This is a genomic window from Flavobacterium fontis (assembly GCF_900129405.1).
Classification (GTDB): domain Bacteria; phylum Bacteroidota; class Bacteroidia; order Flavobacteriales; family Flavobacteriaceae; genus Flavobacterium; species Flavobacterium fontis.
The window spans coordinates 255924-275080 of sequence record NZ_FQVQ01000002.1; the positions used below are offsets into that span (position 1 = coordinate 255924).

Annotated in this window: 13 protein-coding genes and 1 tRNA gene; 4 read left to right on the forward strand and 10 right to left on the reverse strand. The window is 40.3% G+C overall.

Going from position 1 to position 19157, the window contains the following annotated elements:
- Positions 1–13: 13 nt before the first annotated feature.
- Positions 14–2146 (reverse strand): S9 family peptidase, encoded by a 2133-nt coding sequence (locus BUC17_RS03325; RefSeq protein WP_394334042.1) that lies wholly within the window; start codon positions 2144–2146, stop codon positions 14–16.
- A 186-nt stretch (positions 2147–2332) separates the two neighbouring features.
- Here BUC17_RS03325 and BUC17_RS03330 point away from each other — a divergent pair, with 186 nt between their 5' ends.
- The 3 genes from BUC17_RS03330 (at position 2333) to BUC17_RS03340 (ending at position 5672) form a co-directional block, all read left to right on the forward strand.
- Positions 2333–3112, forward strand: coding sequence for a DUF2490 domain-containing protein (locus tag BUC17_RS03330; protein WP_073361589.1), 780 nt, complete (start codon positions 2333–2335; stop codon positions 3110–3112).
- Positions 3113–3282: 170 nt separating this feature from the next.
- Positions 3283–4620 carry a hydroxymethylglutaryl-CoA reductase, degradative gene (locus BUC17_RS03335; RefSeq protein ID WP_073361675.1) on the forward strand — a complete coding sequence of 446 codons (1338 nt, stop codon included), beginning with the start codon at positions 3283–3285 and terminating at the stop codon, positions 4618–4620.
- A gap of 134 nt (positions 4621–4754) precedes the next feature.
- Positions 4755–5672 (forward strand): GYDIA family GHMP kinase, encoded by a 918-nt coding sequence (locus BUC17_RS03340; protein WP_073361591.1) that lies wholly within the window; start codon positions 4755–4757, stop codon positions 5670–5672.
- 53 nt (positions 5673–5725) lie between these two features.
- Here the strand turns inward: BUC17_RS03340 and BUC17_RS03345 are convergent, their stop codons facing one another.
- The 6 genes from BUC17_RS03345 to BUC17_RS03370 form a co-directional block, all read right to left on the reverse strand.
- Entirely contained in the window at positions 5726–7816 is a 2091-nt protein-coding gene (locus BUC17_RS03345) for a peptidylprolyl isomerase (RefSeq protein ID WP_073361593.1), read from the reverse strand.
- A gap of 232 nt (positions 7817–8048) precedes the next feature.
- A complete protein-coding gene (locus BUC17_RS03350; RefSeq protein ID WP_073361595.1) occupies positions 8049–8249 on the reverse strand; it encodes a hypothetical protein in 201 nt (66 codons plus the stop codon).
- 3 nt (positions 8250–8252) lie between these two features.
- Entirely contained in the window at positions 8253–8795 is a 543-nt protein-coding gene (gene lptC / locus BUC17_RS03355; protein ID WP_073361597.1) for an LPS export ABC transporter periplasmic protein LptC, read from the reverse strand.
- Positions 8795–10033, reverse strand: coding sequence for a hypothetical protein (locus BUC17_RS03360; RefSeq protein ID WP_143161699.1), 1239 nt, complete (start codon positions 10031–10033; stop codon positions 8795–8797). Before BUC17_RS03360 ends, lptC begins: the two co-directional genes overlap by 1 nt.
- A 15-nt stretch (positions 10034–10048) precedes the next feature.
- Entirely contained in the window at positions 10049–11299 is a 1251-nt protein-coding gene (locus tag BUC17_RS03365; RefSeq protein ID WP_073361677.1) for a BamG family beta-barrel-assembly machinery protein, read from the reverse strand.
- Positions 11292–12023 carry a type III pantothenate kinase gene (locus tag BUC17_RS03370; protein ID WP_073361601.1) on the reverse strand — a complete coding sequence of 244 codons (732 nt, stop codon included), beginning with the start codon at positions 12021–12023 and terminating at the stop codon, positions 11292–11294. The genes BUC17_RS03365 and BUC17_RS03370 overlap by 8 nt, the downstream gene beginning before the upstream one ends.
- Before the next feature lie 99 nt (positions 12024–12122).
- Here BUC17_RS03370 and BUC17_RS03375 point away from each other — a divergent pair.
- Positions 12123–12195, forward strand: a tRNA-Phe gene (locus BUC17_RS03375).
- Positions 12196–12311: 116 nt separating this feature from the next.
- Here BUC17_RS03375 and BUC17_RS03380 read toward each other — a convergent pair.
- From BUC17_RS03380 to BUC17_RS03390, 3 genes are all read right to left on the reverse strand, one after another.
- Positions 12312–13289, reverse strand: coding sequence for a class I SAM-dependent DNA methyltransferase (locus BUC17_RS03380; protein ID WP_073361603.1), 978 nt, complete (start codon positions 13287–13289; stop codon positions 12312–12314).
- 146 nt (positions 13290–13435) lie between these two features.
- Positions 13436–16189 (reverse strand): AsmA family protein, encoded by a 2754-nt coding sequence (locus tag BUC17_RS03385; RefSeq protein WP_143161700.1) that lies wholly within the window; start codon positions 16187–16189, stop codon positions 13436–13438.
- 102 nt (positions 16190–16291) lie between these two features.
- Positions 16292–19144 carry an alpha-amylase family glycosyl hydrolase gene (locus BUC17_RS03390; protein WP_073361605.1) on the reverse strand — a complete coding sequence of 951 codons (2853 nt, stop codon included), beginning with the start codon at positions 19142–19144 and terminating at the stop codon, positions 16292–16294.
- Between the last annotated feature and the right edge of the window lie 13 nt (positions 19145–19157).

Below are 19157 nucleotides of genomic sequence, written 5' to 3' on the forward strand. Positions count from 1 at the left end.
ATTTTCTGGGTTGTTATAGTTTCTCCTTTATAAAATTGGTCATCTTGGTGTAGAGTTGTAATCTCGTTTTCCCACCATAGATGCCGTGGTTTTTGTCGGGATAAATCGCCCAATCAAATTGCTTGTTGGCTTGTACCAACGCTTCAATCATTTGCATGGAATTTTGCACATGCACATTGTCATCGGCTGTTCCATGGATCAACAAGAAACTTCCTTTTAATTTACTCACATGATTGATGGGTGAATTCTCATCGTATCCCGAAGGGTTTTCTTGGGGTGTTTGTAAATAGCGCTCGGTGTAAATCGAGTCGTAAAAACGCCAGTTGGTCACGGGAGCCACAGCAATCGCCATTTTAAAAACGTCTGCTCCTTTAAACAAACAGTTGCTCGCCATAAAACCGCCATACGACCATCCGAAAATACCAATACGATTTTTATCAACATAGGCATAAGAACCTATTACCTTGGCGGCATCAATTTGATCCTCTACTTCGTATTTCCCCAATTCTTTTTGCGTACATTTTTTGAAAGCTGCTCCTTTAAATCCAGTGCCTCGACCGTCCACACAAACCGTGATATAGCCTTGTTGCGCCAACATCATAAACCAATAATCGTTGGTATCCAACCAATCATTGGCCACTTGTTGCGACCCAGGTCCCGAATATTGATACATAAATACCGGGTATTTTTTGGTAGCATCAAAATTTTTAGGCTTGATCATCCAGGCGTTGAGTTGGTGTCCTTTTTCGGTAGTTATTACCAAAAACTCTTTGGTCGGTAAATCGTATTTTTTGAGTTTTTCGGTAAGCGCCGAATTATCGACTATCCTTTGTACTTGCGCTCCATCTTTGGCTTGATTTAAGGTATACGTTGGAGGCACGGTGGCAGAGGAATACGAATGGATAAAAAATTCAAAATTGGGACTAAAAGTCGCGGCACTCGTTCCCGCTTGATTACTCAACTTCACTTTCTTTTTACCGTCTAAGCCGATACGGTAGACATCGCGCAGGGTCGAACCATTCTCGGTGGATTGATAGAAAACGGTTTTCGTTTTTTCATCAAAACCATAATAAGCGGTGACTTCCCAGTTGCCTTTGGTCACTTGATTTTTCAATTTTCCTGTCTTATCATACAGGTAAATGTGGTTCCATCCGTCTTTTTCGGAGGTCCAAATAAAACTGTTGTCTTTCAAAAACGTTAGATTATCGGTAACATCCACATACGCCTTGTCCTTTTCATTCAACACTACTTGGGCCACAGCTGTGGTTCCGTCAATAAACAACAAATCTAAATTGTTTTGATGGCGATTCAAAACTTGCGCACACAACACATTGGCATCATTGGTCCAACGCATACGCGCAATGTAAAAATCATTGTACTGCGACAAATTAACTTCTTTCTTTGCCCCCGTTTTTACATCGTAAATATGCAACGAAACCAATGCATTTTTCTCTCCCGCTTTGGGGTATTTGAAACGCTCTTGGTTGGGATACAAATTTTTGCCATACACATCCATTGAAAATTCGGGCACTTCCCGCTCATCAAATCGAATAAACGCAATTTTTTGACTGTCTTTACTCCAATCAAAAGCACGCACAAAAGCAAACTCCTCCTCATACACCCAATCAGTAATCCCATTGATGATGGCATTCTTTTCGCCATCGGTAGTTAGCGCTGTAGATTGCCCCGATGCGAGGTCATATATAAACAAATTGTTGCTTTTGGCATAGGCGATTTTTGTTCCATCCGGCGAAAAGATAGGCTCTTGCACTTGCTCCAATACTTTGCGAAGGGACTTGGTCGCAACCTCATATACATAGTAATCGGCCGTGAACGAATGTCGATAAATAGGACTGGAATTGTTGGCAATCAAAATTTGTTTTTCATCCGAACTAAAAGTATAGCTGTCGATACCCTCGGATAAGGCTTGGTGATTTTTAGTATCCAAAAGGGTACTGATCTTTTTTAAAGTAGCATAATCGTAAAGGTCTATTTGCTGACTACGGGTACTGCGATCGGTATTCAACACCGTGTATTGATTGGACAACTTCATCGCCTGTAACTCATCCATTCCTTTGGCGCGAAAAGCACCTGTGTAAATTTCTTCTAAGGTAAGTGGCGTTTGAGCTTGCATTCCCATACTCATGAAAAGCAGGAGAACAAAGAGTAACTTTTTCATAGCATTGCGTTTGTGCAAAATTTAAGGCGAAAAATACAATTTTATTAAAAAATATCATTTTAAAAGGCGATTTATTTTTCAAATTCTTTTAGAGGAAACTCAGTTATTAAAGGAAACTCTCGTTAATTTGCCTAAAAAAAGAAACCCTAAGGAATGAAAAAAGTAAACTACATCATAGTTGGATTCCTTTTTTGTAACTCGCTACTGTTGGCTCAAAACAACCGCCTAAATACCGGAGAAACCATTGGATGGTACAACTATTTCGGGACGTTTAAAGTGAGTACAAAATGGGGCGTTCATAGCGAATACCAATTCCGTAGGGCCGAAGTAATTGCCCAACCGCAACAACATTTAGTGCGTGTAGGAATCAATTACGAACCCAAATCCAATATCCTTTTTCGCGCCGGATATGCCTTTATTGAAACCTATCCCTACGGCGAAATTCCTATCAACGGTTTGGGAAAAGCGTTTACCGAACACCGCACCTTTCAAATGGTACAGTTGGGACATAAAGAGGGGAAAATCAATTTTTCACATCGGTTTATGCTCGAACAGCGCTTCGTTGGCCGCTACAATAATGCCAAGGCCACAACAGAAGATGAGTTTCCCTTTTCCAATCGTTTGCGCTATATGTTTCGCATGCAAACCCCAATTTTTCAAAAGGAAGCCCATCAATTTACCTATGCTGCTGCCTATAATGAGATTTTTATAGGTTTTGGTAAAAATGTCAATGCCAACGTTTTCGATCAAAACCGATTGGGATTACTAATCGGACATCAGTTTGATAAAAATTTACGCATTGAAGCAGGATACCTCAATCAAATTCTACAGTTTGGACGGCAAATTAATAATCAGAATGTGTTTCAAAATAACCACGGACTAATCGTAAATTGCTATCTCAATGTAGATTTGAGTAAAAAAAGTGGAGTTTAAGCTAAGGCAACATTCATCAACACCATTTACAACAACCCTGTCAATGTCTTGTTCGCCCAAAAATAGAGCTTTTTGAACCGTCATAATCGAGTATTGTTTGTGTACTTCATAGGTTTCGTTCTTTGTAAACGGCCTTCTTTTTGTACCTTTGTTTCCTAAAAAAAATGCGTATGCCACAAGCCGTTTCTGGTTTTTCAAAATTGTCCAAAGAGGAAAAAATCCAATGGATCGCGCAAACCTATTTCCACACCCCAGAAGAAGCCGAAAAAATCTTCAAACAATACTGGAACCAGGATGCCAAGCTCCAACAATTGCACGATGAGTTTATCGAAAATACCATCACCAATTTCTACCTCCCGATGGGTATCTCACCCAACTTCAACATCAACGGCACCTACTACTCGGTACCGATGGTCATCGAAGAAAGTTCGGTCGTAGCCGCAGCAGCCAAAGCAGCCAAATTTTGGAGTACCCGGGGCGGATTCAAAACCAAAGTTATAGCCACGGAAAAAATCGGACAAGTTCACTTTTTATTCCGAGGTTCGATCGAAAAACTTCAACCGTTTTTTGATAAAATAAAACCGCAATTAGTTGAAGACACCGAACCCATCACGCGCAACATGAACAAGCGAGGGGGCGGTATTTTGGATATTGAACTCCGCGACAAAAGTGCCGAATTGGCGCATTATTTCCAGCTGCATGTTACCTTCAACACCAAAGACAGTATGGGGGCCAATTTCATCAACTCTTGTTTGGAACAAATGGCCAAAACCTTATGCCGCTTGGCCGCTGAGGAACCTACGTTTACTGAGACCGAAAAAGCCATAACCATCGTGATGAGCATTTTGTCAAATTATGTCCCCAATTGTGTGGTGCGCGCCGAAGTCTCATGCCCCGTAGCCGATTTGGCCGAAAATCTTCCGCCAGGCAGACCGGGAGCTATTGTAGACGGACACGCTTTTGCTGAAAAATTTGTACAAGCTGTAACAATTGCCGAAATCGAACCTTTCCGTGCTGTTACCCACAACAAAGGAATTATGAACGGTATCGATGCGGTGGTGTTGGCCACAGGCAATGACTTTAGAGCCGTCGAAGCGGGCATTCACGCCTATGCATCGCGAAACGGAAAATACAGTAGTTTATCGCATGCCAAAATCGAAAATGACCTCTTTACCTTTTGGATGGACGTCCCCCTAGCCTTAGGAACCGTGGGCGGTCTGACCTCATTGCATCCGCTAGTGAAATTGGCATTAGAAATTCTGGGTAAGCCTACAGCGCAAGAGTTGATGCAAATCGTTGCAGCGACTGGTTTGGCGCAAAATTTTGCCGCCTTGCGTTCGTTAACGACAACCGGAATTCAAGAGGGACACATGAAAATGCACTTAAACAATATCTTAAATCAATACCAAGCTACAGCCGACGAACGGAAAGCCATTCACGCACATTTTGCCGAGCAAACCGTTACCCATGCCTCGGTGGTGGAATTGATTGAACAACTTCGGAAGTAAAATAAGGAGCAAGAACAAGCACTTCTTGCACCACACCCCTCCGGCTTTCGCCTGTATCTCCCCCTCCTCACGTCGGGGGAGGATATCGGCTCTATCCGGGCTAATTAGAAAAATTACATTCCAAAACACGCAACATGAAACAATCGTTTTACAGCAACGGAAAACTGCTCATCACGGGCGAATATGTCGTGTTGGACGGGGCACAAGCACTCGCCTTACCCACACGGTTTGGCCAAACTCTTCACGTCCGTTCAGGCGAAAACCAATGCCTGCAATGGACTAGCTTTGATCACGATAAAAGCCGCTGGTTTGAAGCCACGATTCCATTTGAATCCATTCAACGGAAAACAAAAGTAGATGCTGCAGCCAATATTAAAAATACGCTGATTGACATCCTCCATGAAGCCTACCAAATGAATGCTGCGTTTTTGCATCAAGCAGCGGGTTACCATATCGAAACCGAATTAAGTTTTCCCAAAAACTGGGGATTAGGCACCTCCTCTACCTTGATCAATAATATCGCTCAATGGGCACAAGTGGATGCTTTTACGTTGTTAAAACGTAGTTTCGGCGGGAGCGGCTATGATGTCGCTTGTGCGCAAAACAACGCCCCTATACTCTATCAATTGCAAAATGAGCGCCCCGTTATCCAACCGGTGACTTTTGCACCTGCCTTTGCTGAACATCTCTTTTTTGTATACCTCAATCAAAAAAGAAATTCCAAAGCGGCCATCGCATCCTATTTGGACAAACAAGGCGAAATAGAAAAAACAATTCAACAAATCAATGCCATCACCCAACGCGTCATCGCAGCACAACATCCCAAAGAATTTGCTGTAGCGTTGCGGGAACATGAAATTGCATTAAGTGATGTACTCGAGGAAATGACCATCCAAGAAGCACTTTTTCCCGACTTTGACGGCGTGATTAAAAGTTTGGGCGCTTGGGGCGGTGATTTTGTCCTGGTCGTTTCCAAAGATAATCCAACCGACTACTTCACCGAAAGAGGATACCCTGTGGTGGTACCTTATGCAAATATGATACTTTCCTAAACAAAAAAATCCCGAAGAAGTACTTCGGGATTTTTTTTGTATTTCAGAATCTATTAATAGAATTCTACGCGATTGTCTTGAATATCGGCAGCGTTACGCAAGGTCGGAATCACACGATTTGCATTTTGGGCAGCTTGTTGCTTCAAACGCGTGACATACTCATCGTATTTCGCAATCTTTGGCGCTTTCGTCACCGCTTTGGTTTTAATTACATAAACTCCTGACAACCCTTCAATCGGCTCAGAAATTTTATTCTTAGGCGTTCCAAAAGCAGTACCTACTACTTTCGCTTCCATACCTACGCTTGGAAGCATCGGACTCTCAATTGTAACCGCTGGAATATTCATCACCGTAGTTTTATTGGCTTTGGCAATAGCTTCCAACGAACTACCTTTCATTTTAGCAATAATCAATTGCGCTTTCTTTTCATTTTTAAGAATGCCCTCTACAGACGGACGTGCATCTTCAATCGGCGTTAACCCTTTTGGATTAATTTTTTTCAAACGCGCAATAACGTGACCAACATTGGTAACTTCAAAACGTTTTACATCACCAATAGCCGTATCGTCGCTGTATGCCCATTTAACTACTTGTCGTTGGTTACCCGCAGCTCCAAGAGCTTCATCCATCGCTTTGGCTTTGATAGACTCAACTTTTAACCCTGATTTTTTAGCTAATTTGGCAAAGTCACCGTTAGCAGCATCCATTTCAAACTGAGTAGCTTTGGTATAGGCTTCATTCGTTGTAGCTTCTGAAGGTTGAATCTTTTGAGCAATAGTCGCCAAACGTATACCGTCTTGCTTGTCGGTCACATTGATGATATGGAATCCAAATTCCGATTCAACTAAACCGATAGTTCCCACTGGATTGTTGAATACAAAATCGTTGAACGGTTTCACCATTTGGTTGGGACCGAAATATCCTAAATCACCACCTTGTTGTGCTGAAGAGTCATCCGAATTGGTTAAGGCCAACATCATGAAAGAACCAGGATTGGCTTTGGCTTGCGCCAATAAACTTTCGGCTTTTGCTTTGGCTTCCTCTTTGGTTCTTTTTTCTTTCTTCTGTACGCGATCAATACCTTCCCAGCTGATCAAAATGTGACTTGCTTTGGCTTTTTCATTGGCTTTACGCCCCATCATTTTACTCAAGCAATAGTAATCCCCATCTACATAAGGACCGTAAATTTCACCCATCGGTAAGTTTACCAAAGCATCGGCTGCAGCGGCAGGCAATTGTTGTTTGGTCACATACGTTGAATCGTAAGAACGATCAGAATTGTTAGCGACAAATTCAGCTACATTGGTAGTTGTTCGGAAACCAGGCAAGGTATCGTTTTTCCCGGTTTCTTTGTTGTATTCCACCGTGGCATTTAACAACGCCATTAATTTAGCTTTCGCTTCCTCTTGGTCTTTATTAGAAGGCTTATCTTCTACCAATACATACTCGATTTCGCGAGTCTCTTCGGCTTTGAAACGCTTTTCATGTTTTTGCATGTAAGCTGTGATATCCGCATCGGTTACTTTCACTTCGCTATCCTTGATCGAAGAATACATCACACCAACATAGTCAAAATCCACTTTATCTTGCTCCAAAGCATACTTGAATTTTCCTTCTACTTGCGTCACATACATCCCGGCTTTCACCATGGTGTTGTAGATTTGGAATTTCCCGTTAAGCTCCATGTCCTTTTCTTGTTGTTCGAACATTTTGGCTTGCTCAGGATTGTTTTTGAAAAACTCTTTGAATTTATTCAAATCAAATTTCCCTTTGTTTTGGAACATTGGGTTGGCACCGATATTTGGATCTTTTTTGAAAGTTTCTAATTTGAAAGTCTCGCCCACACGAACGCCCGCTTTATCAAACTGGTCGACCAAAAGTGTTTTATTCACTTCAATATCCCAGGTTTGGTTAGCAGCTTGCGTTTGAGTCATTTGACCTCCTTGCCCGCTTTTTTCAAGATTCGCTACTTTCACTCTAAAATCTTCGAAGGCGATATCTTTTCCATTAACGCTTCCTACATCATGCGATTGTTGGCTCAATCCGTTGGTAAACAAATCTTGCACCACAAAAGCCAATAAGGCAAAACCAATAATCAGTAAAAGCAATCCGGAACGATTTCTAATTTTCTGTAAAACTGCCATTGTATCTACTATATTTTTATTTCAGTCTGCGAAAATACAATTATCTATGAAATAATTACAATCGTAATTGGATAATTTACACTCGAAAGCCATTTTTTTTTGAATGCTTTCAAATTACCTGTTTTTGGCCCCTATTTTACAAATAAAGGAAGAAATTAGGGGACATTTTTGACTTTCATTTTCATACTTTTTAAAGCATAAAGACTTTAGCCTAGCGAAAAGTGAAGTATTTTTATTTTCTGCCTTGGGCGTTTTGACGGTCTTGGAATTTTTTGGCAAAATGGCGTCGAAAAAAGAATAAAAAAAGAGAAACTAGAGCAATCCCAACACTGATCCAAGGTTTGGGCTCGTCGTTCCAATGGGTAATCGCATCAAAAGCAAAAATTCCTGCTGCCACCAAGTACAAGTATTGTGTAATTTTTAAATAGCCCATATTTTACTCTGTTTTGTCCAACGCACCCGAAACGCGTTGTGAGTTTATAATTTTTAAATCTTTGCTAAAATCGACTCCTTCACCATAAGAAACCCCTTTGGGATCGGTGAATTTATAGCGTCTTTCGGTAAAAAACCATTCGTTTTTTTGATCAAAATAAAGTTGCTCCGTTTCAAATACTTGACCCGCTGTGTTACTGATTTTTACACTGCCTTGAAGATCAAATAAGTCGGTATCTTTAAAACTCACGGCGTATTTGGCTGTCACAAAAGTTGGCACGCCTTTGTTGTCGTAAAGGGTTACGCGAACCCCTTTTGGAAATTCGGTGTACGGATATTTCACGGTCGCATAATCGAGCATTTTGGGACTCTCCAAAACCGATTTGATGCGCCCCGAATCGGTGTATTTAACATGAATCGAATCGGCATCCCCGCTAGGTGTAAATTCGGCATAGACTGATTTTTGGACTTCACGCAATTTGCTTTCACAAGCCAAAATGCTCCAAAAAACCATCAAGACACCGAGTATCCCTAGCGCTTTTCTCATTACCAGTTTACGGTTTGATTGATCCAACAGCCCACGGCTACACTCGTTTTTTTGCCTGCAGGCGTGGTGACTTTTTTACGGTACTCCTCGGCTTTCTTTTGAGCTGCGGCAGCATATCTTTTATCAGCTTCTGCAGCTTTTACTACGGTTTTGGCCGCCAATATGTATACCGCTTCTGCAGATTTACCTTCCAAATCACATTCTTTGATGGCATTGACATACACCTCGCCCATTAGCAAGCTAACTTTTGCATTTTTGGGATCGGCAGTTTGCGCTTTTTGGAGGTAGTTCATGGCGGCTTTGTTGTCACTGCCTATAAGATACATGGCAACTTGACACGCACGAGCCGACTTTAACGTATTTTGTTTCTCCAAGGTTAAGGATTCATCAAAATAGGCCAATGCTTTGTCTAAACTTCCTTGATTTTTGAGTGCAACGGCATAGTAATACGCTGTAGCAGCATTTTTTTCTAATTGATACGATTGTTCGGCGCGTGTTAGAAAAATGGGATCCATTTCACAAAACTTAGCCAAAGCTTCTACCAAGCCTTGAATCCAAAAAGGATTTGACAACTCTTTTTCATCCGCTTTGTGTGCAAAGGCATCCAAACTCATGCGATTCAATTGATCTTTCAAGCGAACTTGCATCGTTTGAAGAAGCGCATCATATTCGGAGGAGAACTCTTGAAACTTCAACCGATTTACAGTACACTTGGCCGCCACATCAAAATAGAGGGCAAGTAATTTCTGCTCGCCATTTTCCTCTTTGTGAAAATTTTGATATTGCACTTCAAAATAGGCCAATAAATAGGATGGCTCACGAAATGACTCTCTTTTTTCTTGAAAGGCAAGATCAAAGGCTTTCTTTATTTGTTCTGTTTTAAAATCATCTTTATAGGTGTACATCACAAAGGCTAGTTTGGAAAACACTTCCATCCCATTTTTGGGAAACAACGCATTATACTGGTTGTAGTATCCAAGAAGAGCGTCAACTTCATTCTTCTTAGATTTGGGATCACTAGCATTCTCAATGGCAGCGGTATATATTGCCTCCCCTTTTTTGTATTCAGCTTCCGTCTTACTTTCACATTGCGCAAGATAATTTTTCCATAATACGGATGCTTCTTCAAAATTCTTCAAGCTAATGGCTGTATCAAAATCTTTTGATAGCGTACAATCTTTTTGACCAAAAACGACAGCACAAAAAATAAACATCCCTAAAGTCCAATATACTCTCATTGCTTATGCATTTAATTAATCATATTTTCTTCTTTGGAACCATTGATCGTTGAACGAAAATGCGAAACCAATATTGAAATAACGTTCTCTTACCAAATTATTGCTCTGTGTCCCACGCGAACCGTATTCAAAAACAAAATTTACGTTGGAAAAAGTCCCGCGTACCGGCAAACCGAGTCCGAGCGTAGCCGCTGTATCTGTAATTGATTTATCATTTAAAATCAGTCCCGTATTTTCATAACGAAGTCCAGCGCGGTAAACTATGCGGTCAAAATAACTTGAAAACGATTTATAATTAGGAATGTAATATCCGCCAAGACTGAAACGCGTGGCATTTTCAAAGCGTACATTCGTGATGTCATTATTTCGATTTCCAAAATTACTTGCGTTTTGCAACAAAATATTGGCCCCGATTGTCCATTTATTGGTTTGCCCAAAGCCCACACCAAAGTCAATTTTAGAGGGCAACTTAATTTTAGTATCGGCCACTTCCAAATCTTGTGTTTGCCCTGTCACCACCGTTTCTGAACCGCCAATTGTCCAATTGATTAAAGCCAATTGTCGTGTATTGTTAAAAGTTAGATCGGCCTCTGGACTGAACACAGCACTTGTGTAGACCATATACTTCTTTTTAAATAATTTTTGATAACGCAATCCAAAATTATAATTTACCCCTGTGGCATTGGAGGTATTGATCTCACGTGTTGCAAATTCTACCCCGGGGAAGGCACTGATGGATTTGGTCTCGATATTCCCGAAATTATAATTTAAATCCGCTCCAATTGAAAAATTAGGAGTCACTCGAAAAGAAGTCGCAAAATAAACTTTGTTGATTCCGCCTGTTCCTGTATACTGACGAATAATTGATGAATTAAGGTCGTTTAATACATTATATCCTACCGATGAAAAAGGCATTAAACCCAATGAGAACGCTACTTTTTTCGTAGGAATCACTACGGCAATGTAATCTAAGGCGGTGGTGCGTGCTTTGGCACTTTGCGTATTGGATTCAATTTGGTTGGTTCCGTAGGTTGCGCCAACGGCAAATGTGGTCAATCGAATAGCTGAATGATAGGCTGGATTTTGTAAGTTAACGTGAATACTATCGCCATGTGCTGTGATACTTCCCATGGCACGGTTTTCAATTGTTCCTTTGAATCGAACATCGCCGATACCGTAAAACGAATAGGGTGAACTGGTCCCTTGTTGTGCCATAACCACCCCGGAGCACAATGTTGCGAAAAGGAATAAAAATTTTTTAATCATTATGTTGATATTGGTATACATATACTAGGCTCTCCAACAAAAAATTTGGATTGGCAAATATGCTATTTTTTAAATGAGCAGCCAAAAAATTGGCATCTCCGCCGGTTAAAATTATACTAAAGTTATGATTTTCTTGTGCATATTGTGCAATTACACCCTCAATTTCGAAAAGAACCCCTTGAAGTACCCCTGAATGTATCGAACTTTCGGTTGAATCGCCCGTGAGGGGAAAATCTTCTGTTAGGGTTAATAAGGGGAGTTGAGCTGTGTTCTCATGAAGGGCTTTGTAGCGCATGTGTATCCCAGGACTAATGGCGCCTCCTTTGTAAACATCTTGGGCTGTAATGAAATCATAGGTAATACAAGTTCCTGCATCGATTACTAGTCGATTTTGGTTGGGATAAGCTAAAACAGCGCCAGCGGCCAACACCATTCGGTCCAAACCGAGGGTTTGAGGGGTTCGGTAAGCATTCACAAAAGGAAATTTGTGTTGCCGTTGGATCGTCCATTTTTTCAAAGCGCCTGGCAAATTCTGCAAAACGGTTTCATGCGCTAAAGTAACCGATGCAGTACAAACCGCATTTATTTTTGGAAAACGCTGCAATAACAACTCCAACGATGGGGAGGCTTGCGCTACATCAAATCGAATCATTTCCAAAAGGGTATAGTTCTCAAAGACAGCGGCTTTGATTTGTGTATTCCCAAAATCAAGGACTAAAAGCATGAAGCGGTTGTTTAGAACGCAAAAATACGAATAGATTTTTTTTGATTTTTCTTTTGGATAAATTAAAAATGATTCTATATTTGCACCCGCATTAGCACTGGTACCTTAGCTCAGTTGGTAGAGCAACGGACTGAAAATCCGTGTGTCCCTGGTTCGATTCCTGGAGGTACCACTTAAACCCTTGAAATCATGAGATTCTCAAGGGTTTTTTCTTTCCACTGTGTACTATACGGCGTAATTTAACCCCAAAAGAAAAGGGACTAAAAGCCCCTGTTTACCTGTTTTGAATTATTGCTTTTGCCAAACACAAGCTAAATTACGTCCATTCAATTGATTTTCTGTGATCCATTGCGATTCATTGGCTTGCATTGCCGATGGCAAATCATTTTTTAGAACGCCATAAAAACCATAACTGCGATGACTTAAAAGGGTGAAATTTTGTAGCTTTTGTTTAAAAAAAGCAAATGAAATTCCACGCGCTTGGGAATCGTTTTTGGATTCAACATGAATATCGGTAACGCTCCAAATCTCATCCGCCGTTAAACGCTTTTTTATTGTTTTTTCGCGAATTAATGCATCGTTGATTAGATCAATATAATTCTTACGCCCTAAAAATAAATTGATCTTATGTTTAATGGACTTCGGAAAATAATCCGTAATTCGCTTTACTTTTTGAACGGCTTGAAGGCGCTCAAATTCCTTTTCTCGTTCTTTAAAAAGGTTGTCTTGGGCATAATCACCATTCGGATCTTGCAAATGAATAATAACTCCACCGGGGTTTAGCAACGCGTCAATGTGTCGAATGAAGGTATCTAAATCGGGAATATGATGTAGTACTGAACAAATAATAACGACATCAAAACTACCCGTTAAATCGGCAATGGTACCATTTATAACCGTATACGGTTTGTCCCAATGGACCGCTTTCATTTGGGCTTGCTCCAACATTTTTGGGGAAGTATCCAATAATACAATCGATTCCACTAAAGGACCTACGGGTGTATTCAGCAATTTTTGCGTACTTAACCCTGTACCGCACCCAATATCGAGAAGTTTTAATGGGGCCTTGGGGCTTGTTTTAGAGAACCAATCGTGCACCAATAAATCCATTTGTTCTTGTAAACTTTCCCACATATCAACATGAAGAGCGTCGTATTGAGCGGCCTCATAATTATGGAAAACAATGTTTACACGTGAATGGAATTCTTGCACACTAAGGGGTGAACCAGATTTTTTGACCAACGGGGAAAGACGCTCAAAACTCATGAGTATATACAATTGATTACAATCTAATCCTTTTAGTATTGGATTTGAAAATACGAAAATTGAGGATTAGGCTGCACTAAATATAAAAAGAAAAGGGAATATCAACCTCCTTTTTCAGCATTATTTTGAAAAAGAGGCACTCCGTATTAGGGTGTAGCGGTGGGGGTTATCTCCATCCCCTCTTGGTATTCTGTCTCTTCCAAATCTTCCGTTTGTTTGCCTAATCTAACCCGAGGATTCTCTTGAGTTCCGGTTATCTTTAAAGGGATTCCAATGATGCCAAGGGGTGGCAATCCCAAACGCATTTTAAGATTTAAACGACCATCAAAACTCGTTGTTCCCTCGATTCTAGGGCGGAAACCTGCCACTCTAAACTTAAAGCGTTCGATGGTGATAATGTTGTTGTTAATTTTGGTTTTTATATCAACTTTTGATAAATCGGGGTCTTTTAACTTATCTTTACCTGTAGAACGACTCACCACATTCATCAATTTGAACCCTTTCATTTTGACCTTTTTAACCGATAAAACACCGCCGCCTTTCAACGAGGGGAATATGGGCATCATTTGGTCATTTAACTTACCTTGTATCGCATAATCCAAACCGATAATTCCTTGAGCACTTTCGGCAGCCGTCACCATTTCACGGAATAATTTAACTTCCTTATAAGCCCGTTGAACATCAAAATCGGTCGCTTTCACTTTAAGGTCAAATGCCGCTCGACTTGGCGTTTCATCGGCATAATCGGCTTGCATTTTTACTTGACAACCGATGATTTCTGCCGCGGCATCTCGCAATTGCAACTGACCGTTTTTGAGGGCCAATTTACCTTGCAAATCATTCACTTTTAAATCTTGGAATTTAAGTTCGTCCAATTGCGCTTTGAAGTACAAATCCATATTCTTAGGCAACACAATCACGCCTTTTTCGATTGCTTGTGGACTGGTCGCTGTGCTTACACTCCCTTGTTTTTCGGACAAAAATTCATCGGCATTCAAAAATCTAGAGGAAAGCTCAAAATCGCCCTTTAACACTCCCGTTGTCGACAACACAAAGTCAATGACGTTACGCAGCTGCCCGTTCATCAAAAAATTAGATTGTCCGTAGGTAGCTTTGAAATTTTGAAACTGCATTTGATCTTGAACAAAAGAAAATTTTCCCTCTTTGATCACAAATGGTTTTGGCAAATACGTTGACGTCGTGGCGATATCGCGAAGGTAGAGCGTTCCCGAATTTTGCAACTTTGCATAGTTGCCATTGACCGCATCATTTTGCGTTCCTTTCAATCGAACGTTTGCCTTGACATATCCTTTTACGCCCAAACCTTTTTGAGAAAAAACCTTGTAAATACGGCCGATATCGAGAACTCCTTTGGCTTGAATCGCATACTGCACATTATCCAAATTTTGAAGTTTTGCCTTTACATACACCGGATTTTTTTCAAACACAAAGGAAGCGGGGTGGATGTTTACTTTCAAATCCTTTAACTGTCCCGAGGCATCGGTTAGGGTGGATTCAACGTGAATATTGGTAATCGGGTTGGGATAATGACTCGTTTTAAGGTAGCCTTTGGTGAGTTTTAGTTTAGCCTTAATAGCGGGAATTTGGTTCCGACTGGCATCATAGGTTCCTTGAGCCACAATATCAGACAACAGGGTTCCGCGCACTTGAAAAGCTGTAATTCCGAGCGCCCGATTCATCTTGGCCAAATCCATTTTTGAGCGAATGACTGCCTTTACATTAGGTTGTTTTAACCCTTTCGTTTTGATAATTGCTTTGGCATAATCGCTTCCAACATTAAAAAATAGCGAATCAATATTGACTTCCAACTTATCGGGATTTAACTCAGGTAGTCGCGTTTCAAAATTGAAAAAAATATTGGAGGCTGCCACAGGAGCTTTGTTATGATTGATTTCGCCTTCACGGATTTTCATTTGGAAACCGATATCGGGATTGGTTTGTGTGGACGCAATATATTTTCCTTTTAAAGTAAAAACTAAATCGGTTTGGCCTTCTACTTGAGTCTTATCAAGCCATGTTACATACGCGGGAGGTAAAGCGGTAAAAAAATCAGCGAGCGGACTGTCAAGCGATTCAATTTTAAAGTCCAAATCATAACCATTACTCAAAAAATCTAATTTACCCACGAAATCAATAGGTAATTTATTGATCTTCAAATTATTTTCTTCAAATATAAATGATAATGAATTGGTGTTAATCTTGGTGATTAATTCGGCATTGACTTTTTTGTTTTTTAAATAATTCTCGCCTTTAAATGAAAAACTAAAATCTTCTATTGCGGCTTCGGTATCCAAATCAAAAATAGCTTTATCCAAGTCGCCTTTTCCCAAATAATTGAAACCTTTTGCCTTGATTTGTATTCCCGTGGATTGATCGTTGAAAGACAAATGAGTATTTTCGATGGATATTCGTTCCAGTTTCAAAGATGTATCCTCGGATTTTTCTTTAGCATCTTTGGGCGCTTTATCTTCCGAAACATAGACATTATAGTTGGCGTTTCCATTCTTATCTACTTTAACATTAATCAATGCCTGGTCCAAATAAATTTTGTCAATACTGACTGCTCCGTCAAAAAATAGGGTTTTTAAGTTGATCCCAAAGGCAATTTCATCCGCAGAAACCAAAGTTTCGTTGCGATAAGGGGCCGAACCTTTTAAATCAAATTTGGTAAGGGACAGCGTTAAGTAAGGGAAATGACTAAAAAAAGAAAGTTGTGCCTCTTTAAAATTGAGTTCCCCTTTCAAGCGACGATTGGCAAAATCTTTGACTTCTTGTTCGATTTTCCCGGGAAAAAGAATCGGAAATAAATACATTGCTAAAAGTAAGGCACCTATAGTTCCAAAAAATATTTTCAGGGACTTGACAATCAATCGTTTCATGGATCTAAACTAATTTCGCTACAAAGCTAAGGCAACTTGAAAGAATAAAAAAAGGTTCCTGTTAAAACAGAAACCTTTTTTACACTAACTATAGAAATAAATTTATTCTTTAATCAATTTGACGGATTTGGTTTGTCCATTTTCGTCAACTAATCTTACAACATACAATCCTCCTTTTAAGTCTTCGATAGAATACTCGCGGTCCATTGTTACATTGTCAAAGGATTTCACCAATTGGCCTGTGATAGAATACACTTCCATAGCGGTTAAATTGGTATTCACCATAATTGTTCCCGTTGTTGGATTGGGTGCTACAGTTACGAAATCAAGTTTTGAGAATTGATCATTGCTCAAAGAAGGTTGATTTCCGTAAATTCTGAAACCACCGGCTTCAACAGTAATGGTTGCGGTAGTGCTTGTGACATTTACAGGAGTGTTATCCATCAAATTATACCAAGTCCCAGTATAGGGGAAATCAGGACGAATCCCTTGTGATGCCACAGACATGTTGGCTAAAATCACCACATTGCGCAATTGTGAGGTTGGCAATGAATTGTTGAATACATATACGCGCTGACGTATGTTATTTCCATCAGGGCTGATCGCATAATCGCCGTTAAATACAGGATTACTCAATTTCAGGTCAATCATTTTAGACCAATCGTTGTATATTTTTGCACGTTCGGGCACACCTAACCAGTTGTTAACCCATTGTGGCTGTGGTTTGGTATCCAATTTACAATCGCCAGTCGTTGTGTCATAATCAGTATTTACAGTTCCATTGGTACAAGTAAAAATGGACAAGTTCATTCCTAGCGGCGCAAAATGCCAGATCATTTTAGGCCCTGGAATCAACAAGCTGATAGCTCCGATAGCCGACATTCTGTAAAGCGCATTGTTTAAGTTATTGATAACGGGAGAGGTACCACCACCGTTTCCAAAAGTAAGCGCAGAATACATAATACGATCTTTATCGTGACTTTCGGGATAACCTAACAAACGTTTGGCATTGAATCCACGGCTCACGTGCCCCATACGTGTGATATCGGCACCCGTTGAGAAACCTTGAATTAATTGGGTGTATGGTGCAGTTAACTCACCCCACATCATTACGCCTTTGCTTGGGTTTTCATTGATACGGTAGTTAGCCCATTGTTGCTCTTCACTATCGATTCCTAAGTGTTCAAAAATAGCCAAGTGGAAAGGATCTAAGGACCAAGTATAGTCTACATATTCGCGTAAAACGTCTACACGGTCTTGTTGATAGGCGTTAGTACATGTATCATCATTCCCTGAACAGTTTTGGGTAAATCCTTTGGTCAAATCCCAACGGAATCCATCTATTTTGAACTCTTCAATCCAATGTTTAACCACACGTTTCGTGTAATAACGAGTAAGTTGTGAGCTATGATTAAAGTCACTTCCTACATTGTAGCTGTGTCTTGAAAACTCGTTGAAATACGGATTATCCGCAGCAGGTTCACCCCATCCGTCTCCATCAGGATCTTTCATCCACATACGCACCATTGGGTTTCTTCCGAAGGCGTGGTTTAGGGCAACATCAAGGATAACAGCAATCCCGTTTTGGTGTAAAAGATCGATAAGTTCTTTGAATTTATCAGCCGTTCCATAAAACTTGTCTAAGGCCATGTGGAAAGAGGTATTGTACCCCCAACTTTCATTTCCTTCAAACTCCATGACAGGCATGAAGTGAATCGCGTTGATTTTTAAATTTTTAAAATAATCGATGCGGTTAATAATGTCTTGAAAGTTTCGGTTGGCATCAAAGTCGCGTACCAATACTTCGTACACCACTAAATTATCTTTATTAGGTTTTACGAAATTCAAAGTAGCATTACTCCAGTTGTAAGGAGTTTGCCCCGTTCTTAAAACAGTTACCTCACGTTGTTGACCTGCGGGGTAAGCTGGGATATTGGGGTAACTTGAAGCAGGGATAAAAGGGTCGTCAAAATTGGACAACACCAATGTAGAATAGGGATCGGCCGTTTTTACCACCGCTGGAGAATTAGTTGTTGGCGTTTGATCACAAACCCAATATTGATAATTGTAATTTACACCTGGTGTTAAGTTGGTTAATTCTAACCAAAACTTGTTCGTTGAAGGGTCTCTTTTCATCAAAAATGATGAATCCGGTTGATAGTTGTTGAAACTACCGGCCACATAAACAAAATCTTTTCCGGGAGCTGTTAAGACAAGTGTAGCTTTGGTGTTGTCAGAACTGTTGTAGTTAATACCGTCTTCTAACCCTGCGGGCATTGAAGCAGTAGTTGTACCTGCATTTACAACAACACTAAAAGTATACGTGAAAGTAACAGCGCCTTGATTAACTTGAAGCTGATACGTTTTGTTTTGTGTTACATTGACATCTGTAAAGGAATAGTTTGAACCGGTAAAGGTATTAATTGTAGAACCATTGGCTTGCAAGGTATAGTTGGCATTGCCATTGGTATTGGTTGCGGTCACCGTGAAATTTTGTCCCGCTGATAAAAGTGTATTACTGCCATTAACAGGAGCCGTAAGTGACGATTGGAAAGCACCTACATTTAACACTAAGTCTACCGTTTGTGCATTTCCTTGTGCATTTCGAAATACAATATTCACATTGGTAATAGAACCTGTTGTTACATTGTAAAACGATTGCAACGTAGGTGTTAAATCAAGACGGTAAATATTACCTGAAACCTGCGTTAAAGCTGGTTGAGTGGTATTATTTCCCCATGAACCTTTGACATTTTGCCATGGAGTACCGTTAAGAGTAACCCCGGTATGGGCATAAATTACACCCGTATAAGTGGCCAAAGGGGTAGTACTTTTATCAAAAAGAATGACCGCCGATTGATTTTGATCGGGGTTAGTACCTCCTTGCCAACTGATTACTTGTGCTTGCAGTGCAGAGGTAAGGGCAAATCCAATAAATAATAATAATTTTCTCATAGCATTTTAAATT